The organism is Pseudomonas sp. URMO17WK12:I11 (assembly GCF_007677725.1).
Classification (GTDB): Bacteria; Pseudomonadota; Gammaproteobacteria; order Pseudomonadales; family Pseudomonadaceae; genus Aquipseudomonas.
Genome location: NZ_VEDF01000004.1, coordinates 85,089 through 100,403, shown reverse-complemented (window position 1 = coordinate 100,403; position 15,315 = coordinate 85,089). Strand labels below are relative to the sequence as shown.

The following is a 15,315-nucleotide window of genomic DNA, read 5'->3' as shown; positions in this document are numbered from 1 at the left end:
GAGGCGCTTGCGGTGTGGTGCAGTCGCCGCGCCGCAAGTGTTTGCCCAACGTCTCGGAACCAGCCCATGAACACACCTTTCGCCATCCCGGACAACCCAGACTCAGCGTGCCAGCCGCCGTCTGCCAAGGACTTCCTGGTAGATCGCACGTTCCGTGCGCTTGCACGTATCGGTGTGGTACTGATTCTCGCCCTGGTCTTCGCGCTGGTCTACGAAGTAGGTCGCAAAGCCTTGCCAGGCATGGAAAAGCACGGTTTCGACGTGCTGTTCGGCAGTGTCTGGGATGTCAACCAAGGCAAGTACGGTATCTTGCCTGCCATCTGGGGCACGCTGTACAGCGCGCTCATCGCCTTGGTGATCGCCGGGTTCTTCGGCGCCAGCATGGCCATCTTCCTCACCCAGGACTTCTTGCCCGCGAAACTCGCCGCCGTGTTTCGCACCGTCGTCGAGTTGCTCGCCGCCATCCCCAGCGTGGTCTACGGCCTGTGGGGCATCTACGTGGTCATTCCGGCCATTCGCCCGCTGACCGCATGGCTGAACAGCGAGCTGGGCTGGATTCCGTTCTTCAGTACCTCCCTGAGCGGCCCCGGCCTGCTGCCGGCAGCGCTGGTGCTGGCGATCATGATCCTGCCGACCATTGCCGCAGTTTCACAAGACGCGCTGACCAGCGTGCCGATGAAAACCAAGCAGGCCGCCTATGGCATGGGCACCACCCATTGGGAAGCCATCCTCAAGGTCATGCTGCCGTCGGCGGCCACCGGCATCTTCGGCTCGCTGGTGCTGGGCCTGGGCCGGGCGCTGGGCGAAACCATGGCCCTGGCGATGCTGGTCGGCAACGCCAACACCATCACCCTGTCGCTGTTCGCTCCAGCCAATACGCTGGCAGCACTGTTGGCGCTGAACTTCCCGGAAGCCGGTCCGAACGAGGTCGAGGTGTTGATGTACGCCGCTTTGGTGCTGATGTTCATCACCTTGCTGGTGAATGTCTTCGGGTCGCTGATCATGCTTTACGCCCAGCGGGGGAATAAATAATGACCAATCTCACTGCGGCCACGGCCGCCTTGCCCAGCTTGCAGCGCCGCTTCGAGGGTCGTGCGCTGCGCAGCTTGCTGCTGACCACCATGGTCTGGTGCGTGGCCCTGCTGGCCAGTGTGCCGCTGATCTCGGTGCTCTACATGCTGATCACCCGCGGCGGCGCGCGTCTGAGCCTTGAAGTGTTCACCGAATTGCCGCCAACCGGTTTCGAGCTGGGCGGTGGCTTTGGCAATGCCATGGCCGGTACTTTCGTCATGGTTGGCATCGCCGCTGCCATCGCCGTGCCGGTGGGGATTCTCGCGGCGATCTTCCTCGCCGAGCTGGGCCCGGACAGCAAGTTGGCCAACGCCTCGCGCTTCGCTGCCAAGATGCTCACCGGCTTGCCGTCGATTTTGGCGGGGGTGTTCGCCTACGCCCTGGTGGTGATGACCACCGGCAGCTATTCGGCCCCGGCCGGCGGCGTGGCGCTGGCGGTGCTGATGCTGCCGATCGTGGTGCTGACCGCCGAAGAGGCGATGAAGATGGTGCCCAAGATCATGAAAGACGCCGCCTACGGCATGGGCTGCACGCGTGCCCAGGTGATCTGGAAGATCATCCTGCCGACCGGCATGCCGGCGATCCTGACCGGGGTCATGCTGGCCGTGGCCCGCGCTGCGGGTGAGACGGCGCCGCTGCTGTTCACCGCCCTGTTCAGCAACTACTGGATCTACCACGACGGCAGCCTGGCCGTGATGAACCCCACGGCATCGCTTGCCGTGCTGATCTACAACTTCTCCGGCATGCCGTTCGACAACCAACTGGAGCTCGCCTGGGCGGCCTCGCTGGTATTGGTGATGATCGTGCTGGTGGTGAACATTCTTAGCCGTATCTTCGGCAAGCCAAAGTACTGAAAAGAGAGCATTCGACCGTGAACGTATCAACAGCGCAAAGAGCCGCTCCCTTGGTCAGCGAAGCGCCGATTGTCATGGATTGCAAGCTGGACAAGATCTTCTACGGCAACTTCATGGCGGTACGCGACAGCCACGTACCGATCCGCAAGAACGAGATCACCGGTTTCATCGGGCCGTCTGGCTGCGGCAAGAGTACCGTGCTGCGCAGCCTCAACCGCATGAATGACCTGGTCAAAGGCTTCCGCTTCGAAGGCCATGTGCACTTCCTCGGTCAGGATGTCTATGGCAAGGGCGTCGACCCGGTGGTGGTGCGCCGCTACATCGGCATGGTGTTCCAGCAGCCCAACCCATTCTCGATGAGCATCTTCGATAATGTGGCCTTCGGACTGCGCCTGAATCGCTACAAGGGCGACATCGGCGACCGGGTCAAGCATGCGCTGCAGGGCGCTGCGCTGTGGGACGAGGTCAAGGACAAGCTCAAGGTCAGCGGCCTGTCGCTCTCCGGTGGTCAACAGCAACGCCTGTGCATCGCCCGCGCCATCGCCACCGAGCCGGAAGTGCTGTTGCTCGACGAGCCTTGCTCGGCATTGGACCCCATCGCCACGCGTCGGGTGGAAGAGCTGATGGTCGAGCTGAAGAAGGACTACACCATCGCCCTGGTCACGCACAACATGCAGCAGGCGATCCGCGTGGCCGACACCACCGCGTTCTTTTCGGTGGACATCTCCCAGGGCACCCGTACCGGCTACCTGGTGGAAATGGGCCCGACCACGCAAATCTTCCAGAGCCCGCGCGAACAGCTGACCAGTGACTACATCAGTGGCAAATTCAGCTGAAGCATCGCTCGCGCCCAGGCGATCCGCAGCGCCGGCCAGGACGGCTCGCTGCTGCGGTTGGCTTTACGTCCGTTTCGTTTCACGAGATTGCTAATGGATGCTACCTGTCGCCTTGACCTGCAAGCTGTAGAGCGCGCGCTGCGCGAAGTGCAGGCCCGTTTTGGCGAGCTCAGCCGACATTTCACCGAGCCGCGCGACCCCTTCACCGACGAGGTGCTGCTCAACGTGCTTGAAGGCTATGCGCTGATTGACGACTATGTCGCCCGGGGCGTTGACCTGTTCGACCTGCAGCAACTGAACCTGATGCTGGAAATCAACGCCACGGTGCTGTGCGGCAGCGATTCCGGCCGCCGCCGCGAATTCGCCGCACATCTGGCGGCCACCGAGGCGCGCTTCTTCAACAACGTCGAAGGTGGCATCAAGGATTTGTACAACTGGTATTGCGCGTATCGCAGTGATTCGATCTGGAAACGCGCAGCGGGGGTCTACGTGCGCATTCTGAGCAAGCCGCAGCTGTTCATCGAAGGCAACAACCGAACCGGTTCGCTGATCGTCAGCTACCTGCTGATGCGTGCAGGCCTGCCGCCGTTCGTGTTGTCGCTGGACAACGCCGAGGGTTATTTCAACCCTTCGTCAGTCATCCGTAACTCAGCCAAGCATGGTGTGAAGGCGTTGTACGAACTGCCCAAGATCAAGAAAAAGTACGCTGCTTTTCTCGAAGCCCACGCCCCACAAGCCGATGCTTTTTTCCTGCCCGGCACCTGCGTGTCGGCGCGGCGCAGGAGCCACTGATGCCACGTGCAGCCATGATCGCGCGCGCCAAAGCCTATGCACAGCGGACCTGGCAAGTCAGCAATGGCAAGCGGACCCAGCCACGCCTGCGGATCTCATTCGATATCGACGACACCCTCGCGTGCTTGCCACACCACGCCGAGGAGGAAGCGAGCAAGCTGCCGGCCTGCCTGCACCGCTGGCTCGGCGAGCCCCTGCGCAGCGGCACGCGGACCTTGATGCGCGAGTTGCGCCGCCAGGGCTGCAGCATCTGGATCTATACCTCGTCCGGGCGCACGCCAGCTTATATCCGGCGCTGGCTGATGCTGTACGGGATTCACGTCGATGGCGTGGTCAACAGCGATCGGCATCAGCAGGTACTGGCGGCCAACGGCCTCGCCAAAGCCCCCTCGAAGTACCCACCGGCCTTTGCAATCGACCTGCATGTCGATGACTCCGAAGGTGTCGGCATCGAAGGTCACGAGCACGGCTTTCGCGTGGTCGTGGTCGACCCACGGGACGCGGGCTGGGCACAGAAAGTCAAGCACGCTGCCGAGCAACTGCAGGCACAGCTGGCCTGGCAGCAAAGCCGGCGGCACGACGTGGCGGCGCAGCGCTTGGCGGCGCTGGCGTCCTCATGACCTGGCGGCGGTGCTGCACGCTGTAGTAGATTCGCTGCTCCTTGGGCACACGCTGACAGAGTCTGCACGGTCATGCCGGACGGTTTTCCCGATTTGCCACCGCTCAATGCGCTGCGCGTGTTCGAAGTGGTCGCTCGCCACCTGAATTTTCGCTCGGCCGCCGATGAGCTGAATGTCACCCAGGCCGCGGTGGCCCAGCAGGTGCGCGGTCTGGAGGCGCGCTTGCAGTTTCGCTTGTTCGAGCGGCTGCCCAGGGGCCTTGCCTTGACCGATGCGGGCCTGCGCTACAGCGCCAGTATTCGCAGCGCCCTGGCGATGATCGATGAGGCCACACGCCTGCTGCGGCCACAGGCTACCCACCTGACGGTCAGCGTGACCCCTACCTTCGCCTCGAAATGGCTGATCCCCAGGCTCGGCCACTTTGCCCAGTGTTACCCTGATATCGACTTGCGGGTGCTGGCCAGCGACCGGCTGTCGCATTTCAACACTGACGGGGTGGACCTGGCGGTTCGCTACGGCACACCTGAAGTCGGTACGGGGTTGAACTGTGAATTGCTGATGCAGCAGTGCCTGGTTGCAGTGGCGAGTCCCGCGCTGTTCGAAGGTGCAGCACCGCCCACCTGCTTCACCCACCTGCAAGGGTTCGTCATGCTGCACGACGCTCATCAATACTGGCCGCAGTACCTGGCTGAGTGCTTCCCAGGGCATCCACCGATGAGCGCTAGAAACTTGCGGTTCAATCAAACCTCACTGGCCATCGATGCGGCCATAGACGGCCAAGGTATCGCGTTGGCCAACCAGGCCTTCGTGGCGAGGGACGTCAGCGCTGGCAGGCTCGTTCAGCTGTTCCCCCTGCGCCTGCGCCTGGACAAGGCGTTCTACCTGGTCTGGCCGCGCAAGGCCGTGCAGGCGCAGGCACTTGAGATCGTCCGCGGCTGGCTTCGAGATCAGGCTGGTAGTAGTTAATCTACTGTCTTCGAGTAGGATCGCTGACTCCCTGGAGCCACCAGCAGTTGCTAACGTAAACCCCTCAAGGCGCATCCGCGCCAGGCGATTCGGAGGCAACATGGCAATGGAGAAAGTAGCGATCATCACCGCAGGCGGCAGTGGCATGGGCGCTGCAGCGGCGAGGCGCTTGGCAGCAGACGGCTTCAAGGTGGCTATCCTGTCCTCGTCGGGCAAGGGCGAGGCACTGGCTGCTGAGTTGGGGGGCATCGGCGTGACCGGCAGTAATCAATCCACCGCCGACCTGCAGCGCCTGGTCGATGCCGTCGTGCAGCAATGGGGCCGCATCGATGTGTTGGTAAACAGCGCCGGGCATGGACCACGCGCGCCGATTCTGCAAATCAGCGATGACGACTGGCATGCGGGCATGGATACCTACTTACTCAACGTAATTCGTCCGACACGCTTGGTGACGCCGTACATGCAGCGCCAGAAGAGCGGGGTGATCATCAATATTTCCAGCGCCTGGGCGTTCGAGCCCACCGAGCTGTTCCCGACCTCAGCGGTGTTTCGCGCGGGCCTGGCGGCGTTCAGCAAGATCTTCGCCGATCAGTTCGCCGTCGATAACGTGCGCATCAACAATGTATTGCCGGGCTGGATCGACAGCTTGCCAGCCACCGAGCAGCGCCGCGACAGCGTACCGCTCAAGCGCTACGGCAGCAGCGAGGAAATCGCTGCCACCATTGCGTTTCTGGCAAGCGAGGGCGCGGCCTACATCACTGGGCAGAACATCAAGGTCGATGGCGGCGTCACGCGCAGCGTGCTTTGAGCACGGCGCAGGGCGAAGTGTCACTCAGGCGCGCTCGCCGCGCAGCCAGCGCTGGTGATAGTGCGAGAGCCGGGTCAGACCGTACAATGCGCCTTGGCGCATCACCTCATCACGTTCGCCGAAAAAACGCTGCGTGCGGGTGAACACCGCCACCGGCTCGCCGGCAAACGCCCAGGCGAAGCACAGGGTACCAGGGGCGATGCCTGACTCGGCGCCAGGGCCGGCAACGCCAGTGGTGGCGATCACTACATTGGCATCGCTGTCGCGCAGCGCACCCAAGGCCATTTCCCAGGCCACCGGCTCGCTGGTCAACCCGTAGCGTTCGATGGTCTCTGCGCTGACACCCAGTAGACGTTTTTTGGCACTGGGGGAATACACCACGTAACCGCTCTCCAGCACTTCGCCGGTGCCTGGCACGGCGGCGAGCAGTGCCACCATGCAGCCAGCGGTGCACGATTCAGCCGTGCTGAGGATCAACTGATTGTCCTTGAGGTAGCCAAGCGTGGCCAGCACTGGGTCGGTTGCCATGGAGAAATCCACAGGTCGGATGATAAGCGGTGGACGGTACTGCCTGGAGGTTGGTTCAGTTTCTGTGACTGCCCCGTCGCCACGGCAGACCGATAGCGACGAGGGCAGAATATTGCGCTAGAGAATCGGCTTACCGCCCGTGACGGCATACCGGGAGCCGCTGATGTAGCTGGCCTCGTCAGAACCGAGGAGCACGTAGATAGGCGCCACTTCGACCGGTTGGCCTGGCCGCCCCATGGGGTAGCTGGAACCGAAGTTTTTCACCGCCTCGTCGGGCATGGTGGCCGGGATCAGCGGAGTCCAGATCGGGCCCGGGGCGACACTGTTGACCCGAATGCCTTTTTTCGCCAGCAACTGCGCAAGGCCTGCACTGAAGTTGGCAATCGCCCCTTTGGTGGCGGCGTAGGGCAGCAGGCTCTGCGACGGGTCGTCAGAATTGACCGAACTGGTGTTGATGATCGAGCCACCCTTGGGCATCGAAGGCAATGCCGCCTTACAGATGCGGAAGATCGCGGTGATGTTGACATCGAAGGTTTTCACCCATTCGTCATCGTCGATTTCTTCGAAGGTTTCATGAGCCATCTGAAACGCGGCGTTATTGACCAGAATGTCGATGCGGCCAAACTGCTCGACGGTCTTTGCAACGATGGCCTGGCACTGCTCTTTTTGCGCAAGATCGCCTGGCAGCAATAGGCATTTGCGCCCGGCGGCTTCGACCCAACGCGCCGTTTCCTGCGCGTCTTCATGCTCATCGAGGTAGGAAATGGCGACGTCGGCACCTTCGCGGGCGTAGGCAATGGCCACCGCACGGCCGATGCCGCTGTCGCCGCCGGTGATCAGTGCAACCTTGTTCTGCAGCCGGTTGTTACCGGTGTAGGACTCTTCGCCGCAGTCCGGGTATGGCTCCATTCGACGTTGCGAACCAGGCACGTTCTGCGGCTGCGACGGGAAGGGCGGAGTAGGGTAGTCTCGCATGGGTTAGGCTCCTGCAATTGGATACGCTTGGCGATCAGCCCGCCAAGGCCTTGATCAGTGCTTCATTGAAAGCTGGAATGTCGTCCGGCTGACGGCTGCTGATCAGGTTGCCATCGACCACGACTTGCTCGTCCACCCAATTACCGCCTGCATTGCGAATGTCGTCTTGCAGTGTCTTGAAACTGGTCATGCGCTTGCCCTTGACCAGGTCGCACGACACCAGCAACCAGCCGCCGTGGCAGATCACCGCCAGCGGCTTGCCGGCAGCGCTGAGCGATTTCACCAGTTTCTGCGCGCCAGGGATCAAGCGGATGGTGTCGGAGTTCTGCACGCCGCCGGGCAGCACGATAGCGTCGTAGCGGTCCGCCTGGACGCTGTCGAAGGTCGCATCGACCGGGAATTCATCCGCCGGCTCGTCGTGGTTCCAGCCGCGTACCGTACCTTTTTCTTCGCCCAGGATTTCTACGGTCGCGCCCTGCTGCTGGAGGGCGTCACGTGGGCCGGTGAGTTCCACTTGCTCGAAGCCATCGGTGACCAGGAACGCCACGCGCTTGCCATTCAGTTGTGTACTCATGGTTGACTCTCCGTTTCATTTCAATGGACCAGATATCCGACGCCCCGAACCTCAGGCGAAGTTCCAAACGATTTCATCAGCGGTGCTTGCGCCGGCAGAACAGCGCGCCTGCGATCAGCCCGATCACCGCCAGGCCCACCACAGTGGGTACTCGAGCGGCGGCTGCGCGCAGGCAGCTGCCGACGCTGTGTTCAGCGCGCCTGGTTTGCCCAGGCCTCGGGGCAGGCGCCGGCTCATCTCGCTCGCCCTGTTCCGTCGATACGCTCGCCTCGGCGTCTACCGCCTCAGCGCTGGCATCGACATGCCTGAGTTGCAGGGTGGTGCCATCGACCAGGGTCAATGTCAGGTCGTGGATTTCCCCCGCGATGCGCTCTGGGAACACCGGCTCGCCGGCAGCATCGAGGTTGTCGTAGATGAACCGCGTACCCTCCAACCAACCCACCGCCGTCAGCAGTTCGGGGCCGAGGAAGTATTTGCCATCGAGAAAGAAGCCTGGAAATTGATGCGCACGCTCGATGTTCTCGACGCGGTAGCGCTCGCCGGTTCTCATGCCTGTGGTGGTATCGATCATCGTTCCATCTCCGTATGCCAGGTTAGCGGTGGAGATGGCTGGGCAGCAGGCTGTTCCGCAGGGCTGACCAGCGGCAAGGGCGCTTAGCCAGGATGCGGCGGAACGCCGGAGCTGGTTGCAGGTCAACCCAAGCGTCGAGCAGCGGAGGATGAGCAGTGGAACTCGAGGCATTACTGACAGAATTGCTGAATGCGCGCGGCCCTGGCGGGCAGGAGGATGAGGTACGGGCAATCTGCCTGCGCGAGCTGCGCGAATACTGTGACGAAGCCTACGTCGACCCTGCAGGAAACGTGATCGGGGTGGTGCGCGCGGGATGCGGCGGTGAAGCGGCCGAGGCCATTCGCGTCATGGCGCACATGGATGAAATCGCGATGATCGTCAAGAACGTCCAGGCCAATGGCACCCTGGAGGTGTTGGCTTTGGGCGGTGCGCAGCCCATCAGCTTTGGCGTCTGCCCGGTCGACATTCTCGGCGATGCGCAAACCCTGCCGGGCGTGCTGTCCTATGGTTCGATGCACAACAGCGGCAGTACGGCGACCGGGCAGGACGTGCTTGCCGGGGATGTGCAGTGGAAGGATGTCTACATTGTCACGCGCAAATCCAAGTCAGAGCTGGAGGCGCTTGGCGTGCGCCCCGGCACTCGTGTGGTACTCAGCCAGCATTGGCGCAAGCCGTTCAGGGTGCAGGACTGCATCGCCGCGCACTTTCTCGATGACCGTGCGCCGCTGTCTGCCGTGATCGAGTGCGCTCGTGTGTTGAAGACCCGGCGCGCGGCGTTGTGCCAGGACGTCTGGTTCGTCATGACCACACTGGAGGAAGAATCGAACGCTGGCGCGATGTACGCCGCAGCCAGATTGCCGGGCGACACCACCATTGCGGTCGAAGTCGGGCCTGTGCTGGAGGAGTATGCAACCGAGCTCAGCGCCAACCCGATCATCAATACCGGCGATCAAAAGGGCTATTACACCCGTTCGGTCGTTCAGGCCTTGCTCGCGGCGACGCGGCGAGCAGGCTACGCGCCACAAGCGGCACTGTTGGTCGATTTCGCCTCAGATGCCAGCGCTGTGCTGAGCATGGGGCTCGATGCCAAAGCTGGCTGCATAGCGATCCCGACGGAAAATACCCATGGCTTCGAAATGGTCCTGGTGCGAGGCATTTCGGCCTGCGCCTCGACCCTGGTCGAGTACTTGCTCGAGCCGCAGCAGGTGTGAGCGTGCGCTGCGCCTGAGCGCTCACGTCATGGTCACTGGCCGATGCGAGGCCTATACTTTCAGGCCTCCCACACGTTGCGAATCGAGATTCACATGACTGCGTCCCCCAACGGCCCGACTTCCCTGCCCGAGCGTGCCGGCATCGTACCCAGCCATTTGCGTTTTCCGGTAGTCGGTATCGGTGCCTCGGCGGGCGGGTTGGCCGCATTGCGGACGTTTTTCGAGCATATGCCGGCCGATAGCGGCATGGCCTTCGTGATCATTCTGCATCTGTCACCGGACCATGAAAGCGTTGCCGACAGGATCATTCAGGCGTCTACCTCGATGCCTGTGCAACAGGTCACCGATGCCGCGCCCATCGAAGCCAATCATGTCTATGTGATCTCGCCCGCCAGCCAGCTGACGATGACCGATGGCTACCTGCGGGTGACAGCCGCCAGCCGTCCAGCGGGCAGTCATGTAGCAATCGATTTGTTTTTCCGCGATCTGGCCGATGCGCACAAGGAATTCGCCTTTTGCCTGGTGCTGACCGGCACCGGTAGCGATGGCGCCGTGGGCCTTTCGCGTATCAAGGAGCAGGGCGGCATCACCATTGTGCAGAGCCCCGACGATGCCGAGTACGATGGCATGCCGCTGGCCGCGCTTGCTACCGGCATGGTCGACGCGGTGCTGCCGGTAGCGGAGATTCCGCACAAGCTGGTCGATCTGTGGCGCAACACCCGTGCGATCAAGATTCCTGCTCCCCATGACATGAAGGTCGCCAGCGTTTCGCCTGAACATGAGCGCGAGCTCGCCGAGCGCGTGCTGCTGGATATCCTGTTGTTGTTGCGCAAGCGCACCGGGCACGATTTCAAGCACTACAAGCGCGCGACGGTGCTCAGGCGTATCGAGCGCCGCTTGCAGGTGACGGCGCAACCTGACCTGCCCGCGTACTACCAGTACCTGGAAGGCAACGTCGATGAAGCCGAGCAGCTATTGGGCGACATGCTGATCGGGGTGACCAACTTCTTCCGCGACCGCGAAGCCTTCGAAGCGCTGGAACGCCATGTGCTGACGCACCTGATGGCGACCGAAGACGAAAACACGCTCAAGGACGAGGTGCGGATCTGGTCGGCCGGATGCTCCACCGGCGAAGAAGCCTACAGCCTGACCATTCTGTGTACCGAGCATCAGAAGCTTGAAAGCAATCCGGTCAAGGTCCAGGTCTTCGCCACCGACATCGATGAGCGTGCGATCGCCGTAGGCCGCACGGGCGCCTATCCCGAGGCGATCATCACCGATGTCCCACCGACACGGCTGCGCCAGTACTTTCTCAGGGAGGGCGAGCACTACCGAGTGCGCAAGGAGATCCGCGAGAAGGTGCTGTTCGCCAAGCACAGCTTGCTGTCGGACCCGCCGTTTTCCCAGATCGACCTGATCGTCTGCCGCAACCTGCTGATCTACCTGGACCGTGATATCCAGCGCCAAATGCTGCAAATGTTCCATTTCGCCCTAAAGCCGGGCGGGTACTTGTTCATGGGGTCGTCGGAATCAGCAGACGCCTGCCCCGAGCTGTTCACGGCGGTCGACAAACGCAACCGGATCTTCCGCGCCCGCGCCGGAACCAATGCCAGCCGCCGCGCACCTTCGATGCCGCGTGGTGGATTTTCTCTGTCCAGCCTGGCGGTGCCGCCGCCGATGTTGCCGCCTGCACGCAAATTCTCCTACGCTGAGATTCACCAGCGAGCCATGGCCGAACAGATGCCGCCCAGCATGATCGTTGATCCCAATGGCGACATCCTGCACATGAACGAGGGCGCCGGTAAGTTCTTGCGTTATGTCACCGGTGAAGTTGGGCGCAACGTGCTGGTGTTGATCATGCCGCAGCTGCGCCTGGAGCTGCGCACCACGCTGTACCAGGTGCAGCACAGTGGCAAGCCGGCGCTGTCGCGCAAGGTTCGGATCAACGACGCCGAAGGCGATTACCTGGTCGATATCACCGCGCGCCCGTTCAAGGACAAGATTACCGATCAGGACGTGCGCACTCTCGTTTTCAACATCAGCGCCGTCACGCCGGTTTCCGAGCTTCTCGAACTGGATTCGCAGAGCGAGAACCAGGTGTTGGTCAGCCTGGAGAATGAGCTGCAGCGCACCAAGCTGCACCTGCAGGAAACCATCGAGCAATCGGAGGTTTCCAGCGAGGAGCTGAAGGCTTCCAATGAAGAGATGCAGGCCATCAACGAGGAGCTGCGCTCAGCGACCGAAGAGCTTGAAACCAGCAAGGAAGAGCTGCAGTCGATCAACGAGGAGTTGCTGACGGTCAATTACGAGCTCAAAACCAAGGTCGAGGAAACCGACAAGATCAACGATTACCTGGCCAACTTGATCGCCTCGACCGATATCGCAACGGTGTTCGTCGACCGCAACATGCATATCCGCTGGTTCACGCCCCGTGCAAAGGAAATCTTCAGCATGTTGCCCGTGGACACCGGCCGGTCCCTGCTGGATATCACACACCGGCTCGATTACCCGGAGCTCGCCGCAGACGCCTCTTCGGTCTATGAATCGCTGACCATGCTCGAACGAGAAGTCAGCAGCTCGGATGGTCGCTGGTACATTGCCCGGCTGTTGCCGTACCGCTCGAGCGAGGACCACATCGATGGCACGGTACTGACGTTCATCGACATTACCAAGCGCCGCGAGGCCGAGGACGATCTGCGTCTGGGCCAGGAACGCATGCGCCTGGTCGCCGAAAGCACCCACGATTTCGCCATCATCATCCTCGATGGACACGGTCTCATCACCGACTGGAATACCGGCGCCCAGTTGATGTTCGGCTACAGCGCCGAGGAGGTGATCGGCGCTTCCATCGAACTGATCTTCACCCCTGAGGACCGCAGCGCGGGGGTCGCGCAGGCAGAAATGCGCAACGCCCGGGAGCATGGCCGTGGTGAAGACGAGCGTTGGCACCTGCGCAAGGACGGTAGCCGCTTCTTCTGCAGCGGTGAAATCGCCCTGCTGCGTGCTCAGAGCGGCGAGGGCTTCGTCAAGATCGCCCGCGATCTGACCGGTCACAAGCGCCTGCATGATGAGCAGTGCAAGAAGCTCGCCGAGAGCAAGAGTCCGCTCACGCTCAAGGACGAGTTCTTTGCGCTCATGTCCCATGAGCTCAAGCACCCGCTGAACCTCATTCAGCTCAATGCCGAAATCCTGCGCAGGCTACCCACGGTGCGCAATAGCGAGCATGCCAGCAAGGCGGTGGTTGCGATTGGCGACGCCGTCACCAGCCAGACACGTATCATCGACGATTTGCTCGACGTCGCACGTATCCGCTCAGGCAAGTTGAAGTTGCAAACTCGCCTCATCGACCTGGGCGCCATGCTGGGCGATATCCATGCGGTGATCAGCGAGGAGTATCCCCGGGCGCAAATCAGCTTTGACAAACCCTGCGCGAACACGCCCGCGCTGATTGTCGAGGCGGACCCGACGCGATTGGAACAGGTGATCTGGAACCTGTTGCAGAACGCGCTGAAATTCAGCGGTGAATCGGCCAAGGTTGGGATCGTTCTGAGCCAGGTCGAGCTACACGCGCATATCGACATCAGCGACAACGGGGCAGGGTTGGCGAGCGCCGAGCTCGAGCAGGTGTTCGATCTGTTCAGGCAGACCAAGCCCATGCACGCAGGTCATCAGCGCGCGGGATTGGGAATTGGCCTGGCGCTGGCGCGCCAGTTGGTGCAGGCCCATGGCGGCTCGATGGTTGCACGTTCTGCCGGGATCGGCCACGGCTGCACGTTGAGTGTCGCGCTGCCACTCTCGGCAAAACCTCTCGCCGGTGGCCCGCAAAGCGAGGCGATTGATCAGGAGCAGGGGCGCTTGAGCGGCATCAAGGTGTTACTCGTCGATGACTCTCCTGAGGTGCTGAATGTCCTGCGCATGCTGCTGGAAATGGAGGATGCCGTGGTTTGCAGCTATGACAACCCGCGCCAGGCGTTGGAGCAGACGCTGCAGGAGCGTTTCGACGTCATCGTGACTGATATCGGCATGCCGGAAATGGACGGTCATGAGCTCGTCGGCGCACTCAGAGCCGGGAAGGTTCACCGCAGCACGCCGGCAATTGCCCTCACGAGTTACGCCACGGCAACTGATCCGGCCAGCGGCAAAAGCATGCTGTTCGATCGGCATTTGAGCAAGCCCGTGCAGTACGACGAGCTAGTGGGCGCCATCGAGTCGTTGTGCAAGGCAGCGTTGGAGTGAAGGTGGGGTTGCCTCACGAGGAGATTACTGGCGGAGCTGGCTCAGCCCGTCGCGCAGCTCGCCACCTGTACGCTAGGCGGCAGGCTGCATGGCCAAGCCGGCCGGTTGCGCGAGCAGCTCCTCGATCGCGCCGACCAGCGATTCAAGGGTCCACGGTTTGGGCAGAAACTTGACCCCTTCAGGCAAGGCTTGATGGATAGTGTCGTAGTAGCCACTGGTGACCATCAGCTTCATTCGTGGAAATTGCTGTGCGGCGATCTTCGCCAGTTCCAGGCCATTTAACGACCCCGGAGTCCTTACATCGGTGAGGAGCAGCGCGAATGACTGCGTCTGCAAGGTCTGCAGGCCTTGGGCGGCCGTTTCGGCCTGGGTCACGACGGCACCCAGGTCTTCCAAGGCGTAGGCCAACAGCTCACGGATGATGGGCTCGTCCTCTACCAACAAGATGGCTGGACGCAACTTGGCTAGATCAAACGTTTTCATATCGATACTCACGCCCAGCGCACGCTTGGACGGGTTGAATGTCCAGCCATTGTGATATGGCCTGGGCAGGGTGGTAGCAGTGCGCTATCACTGAGACATCCGAGCGTTGTGAAAAATTCAGTGTCCGCTCTGATTTTTCCTGAACCGAGCGGGCTCTAGAGGCGGCGTTCGATCTCAGCGGCGCAAAAAATGCGCTTGCGCAGTCAAAAAGCCGGAACCCCTCGATACCTGGCGGCTCCATTGCTTAAAGGAGGAACAACCATGCAGCCGAAAACCGAAGGTCTGGAAGAACAGGGTCCTAGCGGGGTGCCGTATATCAATGACCCCCTCAAACCTACCTCGCCGCCGTTGAACGACGCCGACGCGACCGACGCCTACGAAGCTGACATCGATATTGACGATGACGGCGAAACGGCGCTCTGAGCGTGGTAGCGATCAGAGGCCGATTATCGTCAGGCTGACGAGTCCTCTGACGCCAGCAGCCAGTTGAACTGGTCCAGTTCGGGGTCAGAGTGGTGGTCTCGCTGCTGCAGGGCCTTCAGGGCGTTGTACTGGAATTCAGCACGCAGCCTTAGCTTGTAGAGCTCGGCTGCTGTCCGGCGAGCGGCACCTTGATCGTAGGCGCGCAGCGAGCGCAACGCCTGCCCGCACGCATTGAGCTGCGCTGTGATACGGATAGCGTCCAGTTTATTCATGATCCCTCCTTGACCCTGCCTGCAACACTTCGATCTGACACTACCAGCTGCTCAGGCATTGTGAAGCCGGTCCGGCACATTCCCGACAGTCGGAT

At 61.7% G+C, this 15,315-nt stretch carries 15 protein-coding genes and 1 pseudogene; 10 read left to right on the top strand and 6 right to left on the bottom strand.

The annotated features are described in order from the left end of the window. Positions 1 to 66: 66 nt before the first annotated feature. The 7 genes from pstC to FS665_RS09175 all read left to right on the top strand — a co-directional run bounded on the left by pstC (position 67) and on the right by FS665_RS09175 (position 5,947). Positions 67 to 1,032, top strand: coding sequence for a phosphate ABC transporter permease subunit PstC (gene pstC, locus FS665_RS09205; protein WP_145186671.1), 966 nt, complete (start codon positions 67 to 69; stop codon positions 1,030 to 1,032). Continuing rightward, entirely contained in the window at positions 1,032 to 1,925 is an 894-nt protein-coding gene (gene pstA, locus FS665_RS09200; protein ID WP_145186668.1) for a phosphate ABC transporter permease PstA, read from the top strand. The genes pstC and pstA overlap by 1 nt, the downstream gene beginning before the upstream one ends. Positions 1,926 to 1,999: 74 nt before the next feature. Next, the gene (gene pstB, locus FS665_RS09195) at positions 2,000 to 2,761 is read left to right on the top strand and encodes a phosphate ABC transporter ATP-binding protein PstB (RefSeq protein WP_218570363.1); all 762 of its coding nucleotides are present in this window, start codon (positions 2,000 to 2,002) and stop codon (positions 2,759 to 2,761) included. 93 nt (positions 2,762 to 2,854) lie between these two features. Further along, a complete protein-coding gene (locus FS665_RS09190; RefSeq protein WP_145186662.1) occupies positions 2,855 to 3,553 on the top strand; it encodes a hypothetical protein in 699 nt (232 codons plus the stop codon). Beyond that, positions 3,553 to 4,173: a hypothetical protein gene (locus FS665_RS09185; protein ID WP_256675071.1), complete on the top strand. Its 621-nt coding sequence runs from the start codon at positions 3,553 to 3,555 to the stop codon at positions 4,171 to 4,173. The genes FS665_RS09190 and FS665_RS09185 overlap by 1 nt, the downstream gene beginning before the upstream one ends. Positions 4,174 to 4,245: 72 nt before the next feature. After that, entirely contained in the window at positions 4,246 to 5,139 is an 894-nt protein-coding gene (locus tag FS665_RS09180) for a LysR substrate-binding domain-containing protein (RefSeq protein WP_145186659.1), read from the top strand. Between the two features lie 100 nt (positions 5,140 to 5,239). Beyond that, positions 5,240 to 5,947: an SDR family oxidoreductase gene (locus FS665_RS09175; protein ID WP_145186656.1), complete on the top strand. Its 708-nt coding sequence runs from the start codon at positions 5,240 to 5,242 to the stop codon at positions 5,945 to 5,947. A gap of 24 nt (positions 5,948 to 5,971) precedes the next feature. Here the strand turns inward: FS665_RS09175 and FS665_RS09170 are convergent, their stop codons facing one another. From FS665_RS09170 to FS665_RS23390, 4 genes and pseudogenes are all read right to left on the bottom strand, one after another. Next, positions 5,972 to 6,475 carry a CinA family protein gene (locus tag FS665_RS09170; RefSeq protein WP_145186653.1) on the bottom strand — a complete coding sequence of 168 codons (504 nt, stop codon included), beginning with the start codon at positions 6,473 to 6,475 and terminating at the stop codon, positions 5,972 to 5,974. 117 nt (positions 6,476 to 6,592) lie between these two features. Next, a complete protein-coding gene (locus FS665_RS09165; RefSeq protein WP_145186650.1) occupies positions 6,593 to 7,450 on the bottom strand; it encodes a glucose 1-dehydrogenase in 858 nt (285 codons plus the stop codon). A 34-nt stretch (positions 7,451 to 7,484) separates the two neighbouring features. Beyond that, positions 7,485 to 8,024 carry a type 1 glutamine amidotransferase domain-containing protein gene (locus tag FS665_RS09160; RefSeq protein ID WP_145186647.1) on the bottom strand — a complete coding sequence of 180 codons (540 nt, stop codon included), beginning with the start codon at positions 8,022 to 8,024 and terminating at the stop codon, positions 7,485 to 7,487. Between the two features lie 306 nt (positions 8,025 to 8,330). Beyond that, a pseudogene (locus tag FS665_RS23390) lies at positions 8,331 to 8,595 on the bottom strand (short-chain dehydrogenase); the annotation flags it as partial. 155 nt (positions 8,596 to 8,750) lie between these two features. Between FS665_RS23390 and FS665_RS09150 the strand changes: the two are divergent. Together FS665_RS09150 and FS665_RS09145 are read left to right on the top strand one after the other, a co-directional pair. Beyond that, positions 8,751 to 9,806: a M42 family metallopeptidase gene (locus tag FS665_RS09150; RefSeq protein WP_145186641.1), complete on the top strand. Its 1,056-nt coding sequence runs from the start codon at positions 8,751 to 8,753 to the stop codon at positions 9,804 to 9,806. Between the two features lie 93 nt (positions 9,807 to 9,899). Continuing rightward, the gene (locus FS665_RS09145) at positions 9,900 to 14,042 is read left to right on the top strand and encodes a CheR family methyltransferase (RefSeq protein WP_145186637.1); all 4,143 of its coding nucleotides are present in this window, start codon (positions 9,900 to 9,902) and stop codon (positions 14,040 to 14,042) included. A gap of 72 nt (positions 14,043 to 14,114) precedes the next feature. Here the strand turns inward: FS665_RS09145 and FS665_RS09140 are convergent, their stop codons facing one another. Then, positions 14,115 to 14,525: a response regulator gene (locus tag FS665_RS09140; RefSeq protein WP_145186634.1), complete on the bottom strand. Its 411-nt coding sequence runs from the start codon at positions 14,523 to 14,525 to the stop codon at positions 14,115 to 14,117. A 261-nt stretch (positions 14,526 to 14,786) separates the two neighbouring features. On the opposite strand from FS665_RS09140, the gene FS665_RS23385 reads away from it, so the two are divergent. Further along, a complete protein-coding gene (locus tag FS665_RS23385) occupies positions 14,787 to 14,948 on the top strand; it encodes a hypothetical protein (RefSeq protein ID WP_178108317.1) in 162 nt (53 codons plus the stop codon). Between the two features lie 29 nt (positions 14,949 to 14,977). Here FS665_RS23385 and FS665_RS09135 read toward each other — a convergent pair whose 3' ends face one another. Next, positions 14,978 to 15,220, bottom strand: a complete 243-nt coding sequence (locus FS665_RS09135) for a hypothetical protein (protein ID WP_145186631.1) — start codon at positions 15,218 to 15,220, stop codon at positions 14,978 to 14,980. Between the last annotated feature and the right edge of the window lie 95 nt (positions 15,221 to 15,315).

What these genes read in the sequence shown, in the direction of transcription:
- pstC (WP_145186671.1), top strand. Translation starts at nt 67, where the DNA reads ATGAACACACCTTTCGCCATCCCGGACAACCCAGACTCAGCGTGCCAG.
- pstA (WP_145186668.1), top strand. Translation starts at nt 1,032, where the DNA reads ATGACCAATCTCACTGCGGCCACGGCCGCCTTGCCCAGCTTGCAGCGC.
- pstB (WP_218570363.1), top strand. Translation starts at nt 2,000, where the DNA reads ATGGATTGCAAGCTGGACAAGATCTTCTACGGCAACTTCATGGCGGTA.
- FS665_RS09190 (WP_145186662.1), top strand. Translation starts at nt 2,855, where the DNA reads ATGGATGCTACCTGTCGCCTTGACCTGCAAGCTGTAGAGCGCGCGCTG.
- FS665_RS09185 (WP_256675071.1), top strand. Translation starts at nt 3,553, where the DNA reads ATGCCACGTGCAGCCATGATCGCGCGCGCCAAAGCCTATGCACAGCGG.
- FS665_RS09180 (WP_145186659.1), top strand. Translation starts at nt 4,246, where the DNA reads ATGCCGGACGGTTTTCCCGATTTGCCACCGCTCAATGCGCTGCGCGTG.
- FS665_RS09175 (WP_145186656.1), top strand. Translation starts at nt 5,240, where the DNA reads ATGGCAATGGAGAAAGTAGCGATCATCACCGCAGGCGGCAGTGGCATG.
- FS665_RS09170 (WP_145186653.1), bottom strand. Translation starts at nt 6,475, where the DNA reads ATGGCAACCGACCCAGTGCTGGCCACGCTTGGCTACCTCAAGGACAAT.
- FS665_RS09165 (WP_145186650.1), bottom strand. Translation starts at nt 7,450, where the DNA reads ATGCGAGACTACCCTACTCCGCCCTTCCCGTCGCAGCCGCAGAACGTG.
- FS665_RS09160 (WP_145186647.1), bottom strand. Translation starts at nt 8,024, where the DNA reads ATGAGTACACAACTGAATGGCAAGCGCGTGGCGTTCCTGGTCACCGAT.
- FS665_RS09145 (WP_145186637.1), top strand. Translation starts at nt 9,900, where the DNA reads ATGACTGCGTCCCCCAACGGCCCGACTTCCCTGCCCGAGCGTGCCGGC.
- FS665_RS09140 (WP_145186634.1), bottom strand. Translation starts at nt 14,525, where the DNA reads ATGAAAACGTTTGATCTAGCCAAGTTGCGTCCAGCCATCTTGTTGGTA.
- FS665_RS23385 (WP_178108317.1), top strand. Translation starts at nt 14,787, where the DNA reads ATGCAGCCGAAAACCGAAGGTCTGGAAGAACAGGGTCCTAGCGGGGTG.
- FS665_RS09135 (WP_145186631.1), bottom strand. Translation starts at nt 15,220, where the DNA reads ATGAATAAACTGGACGCTATCCGTATCACAGCGCAGCTCAATGCGTGC.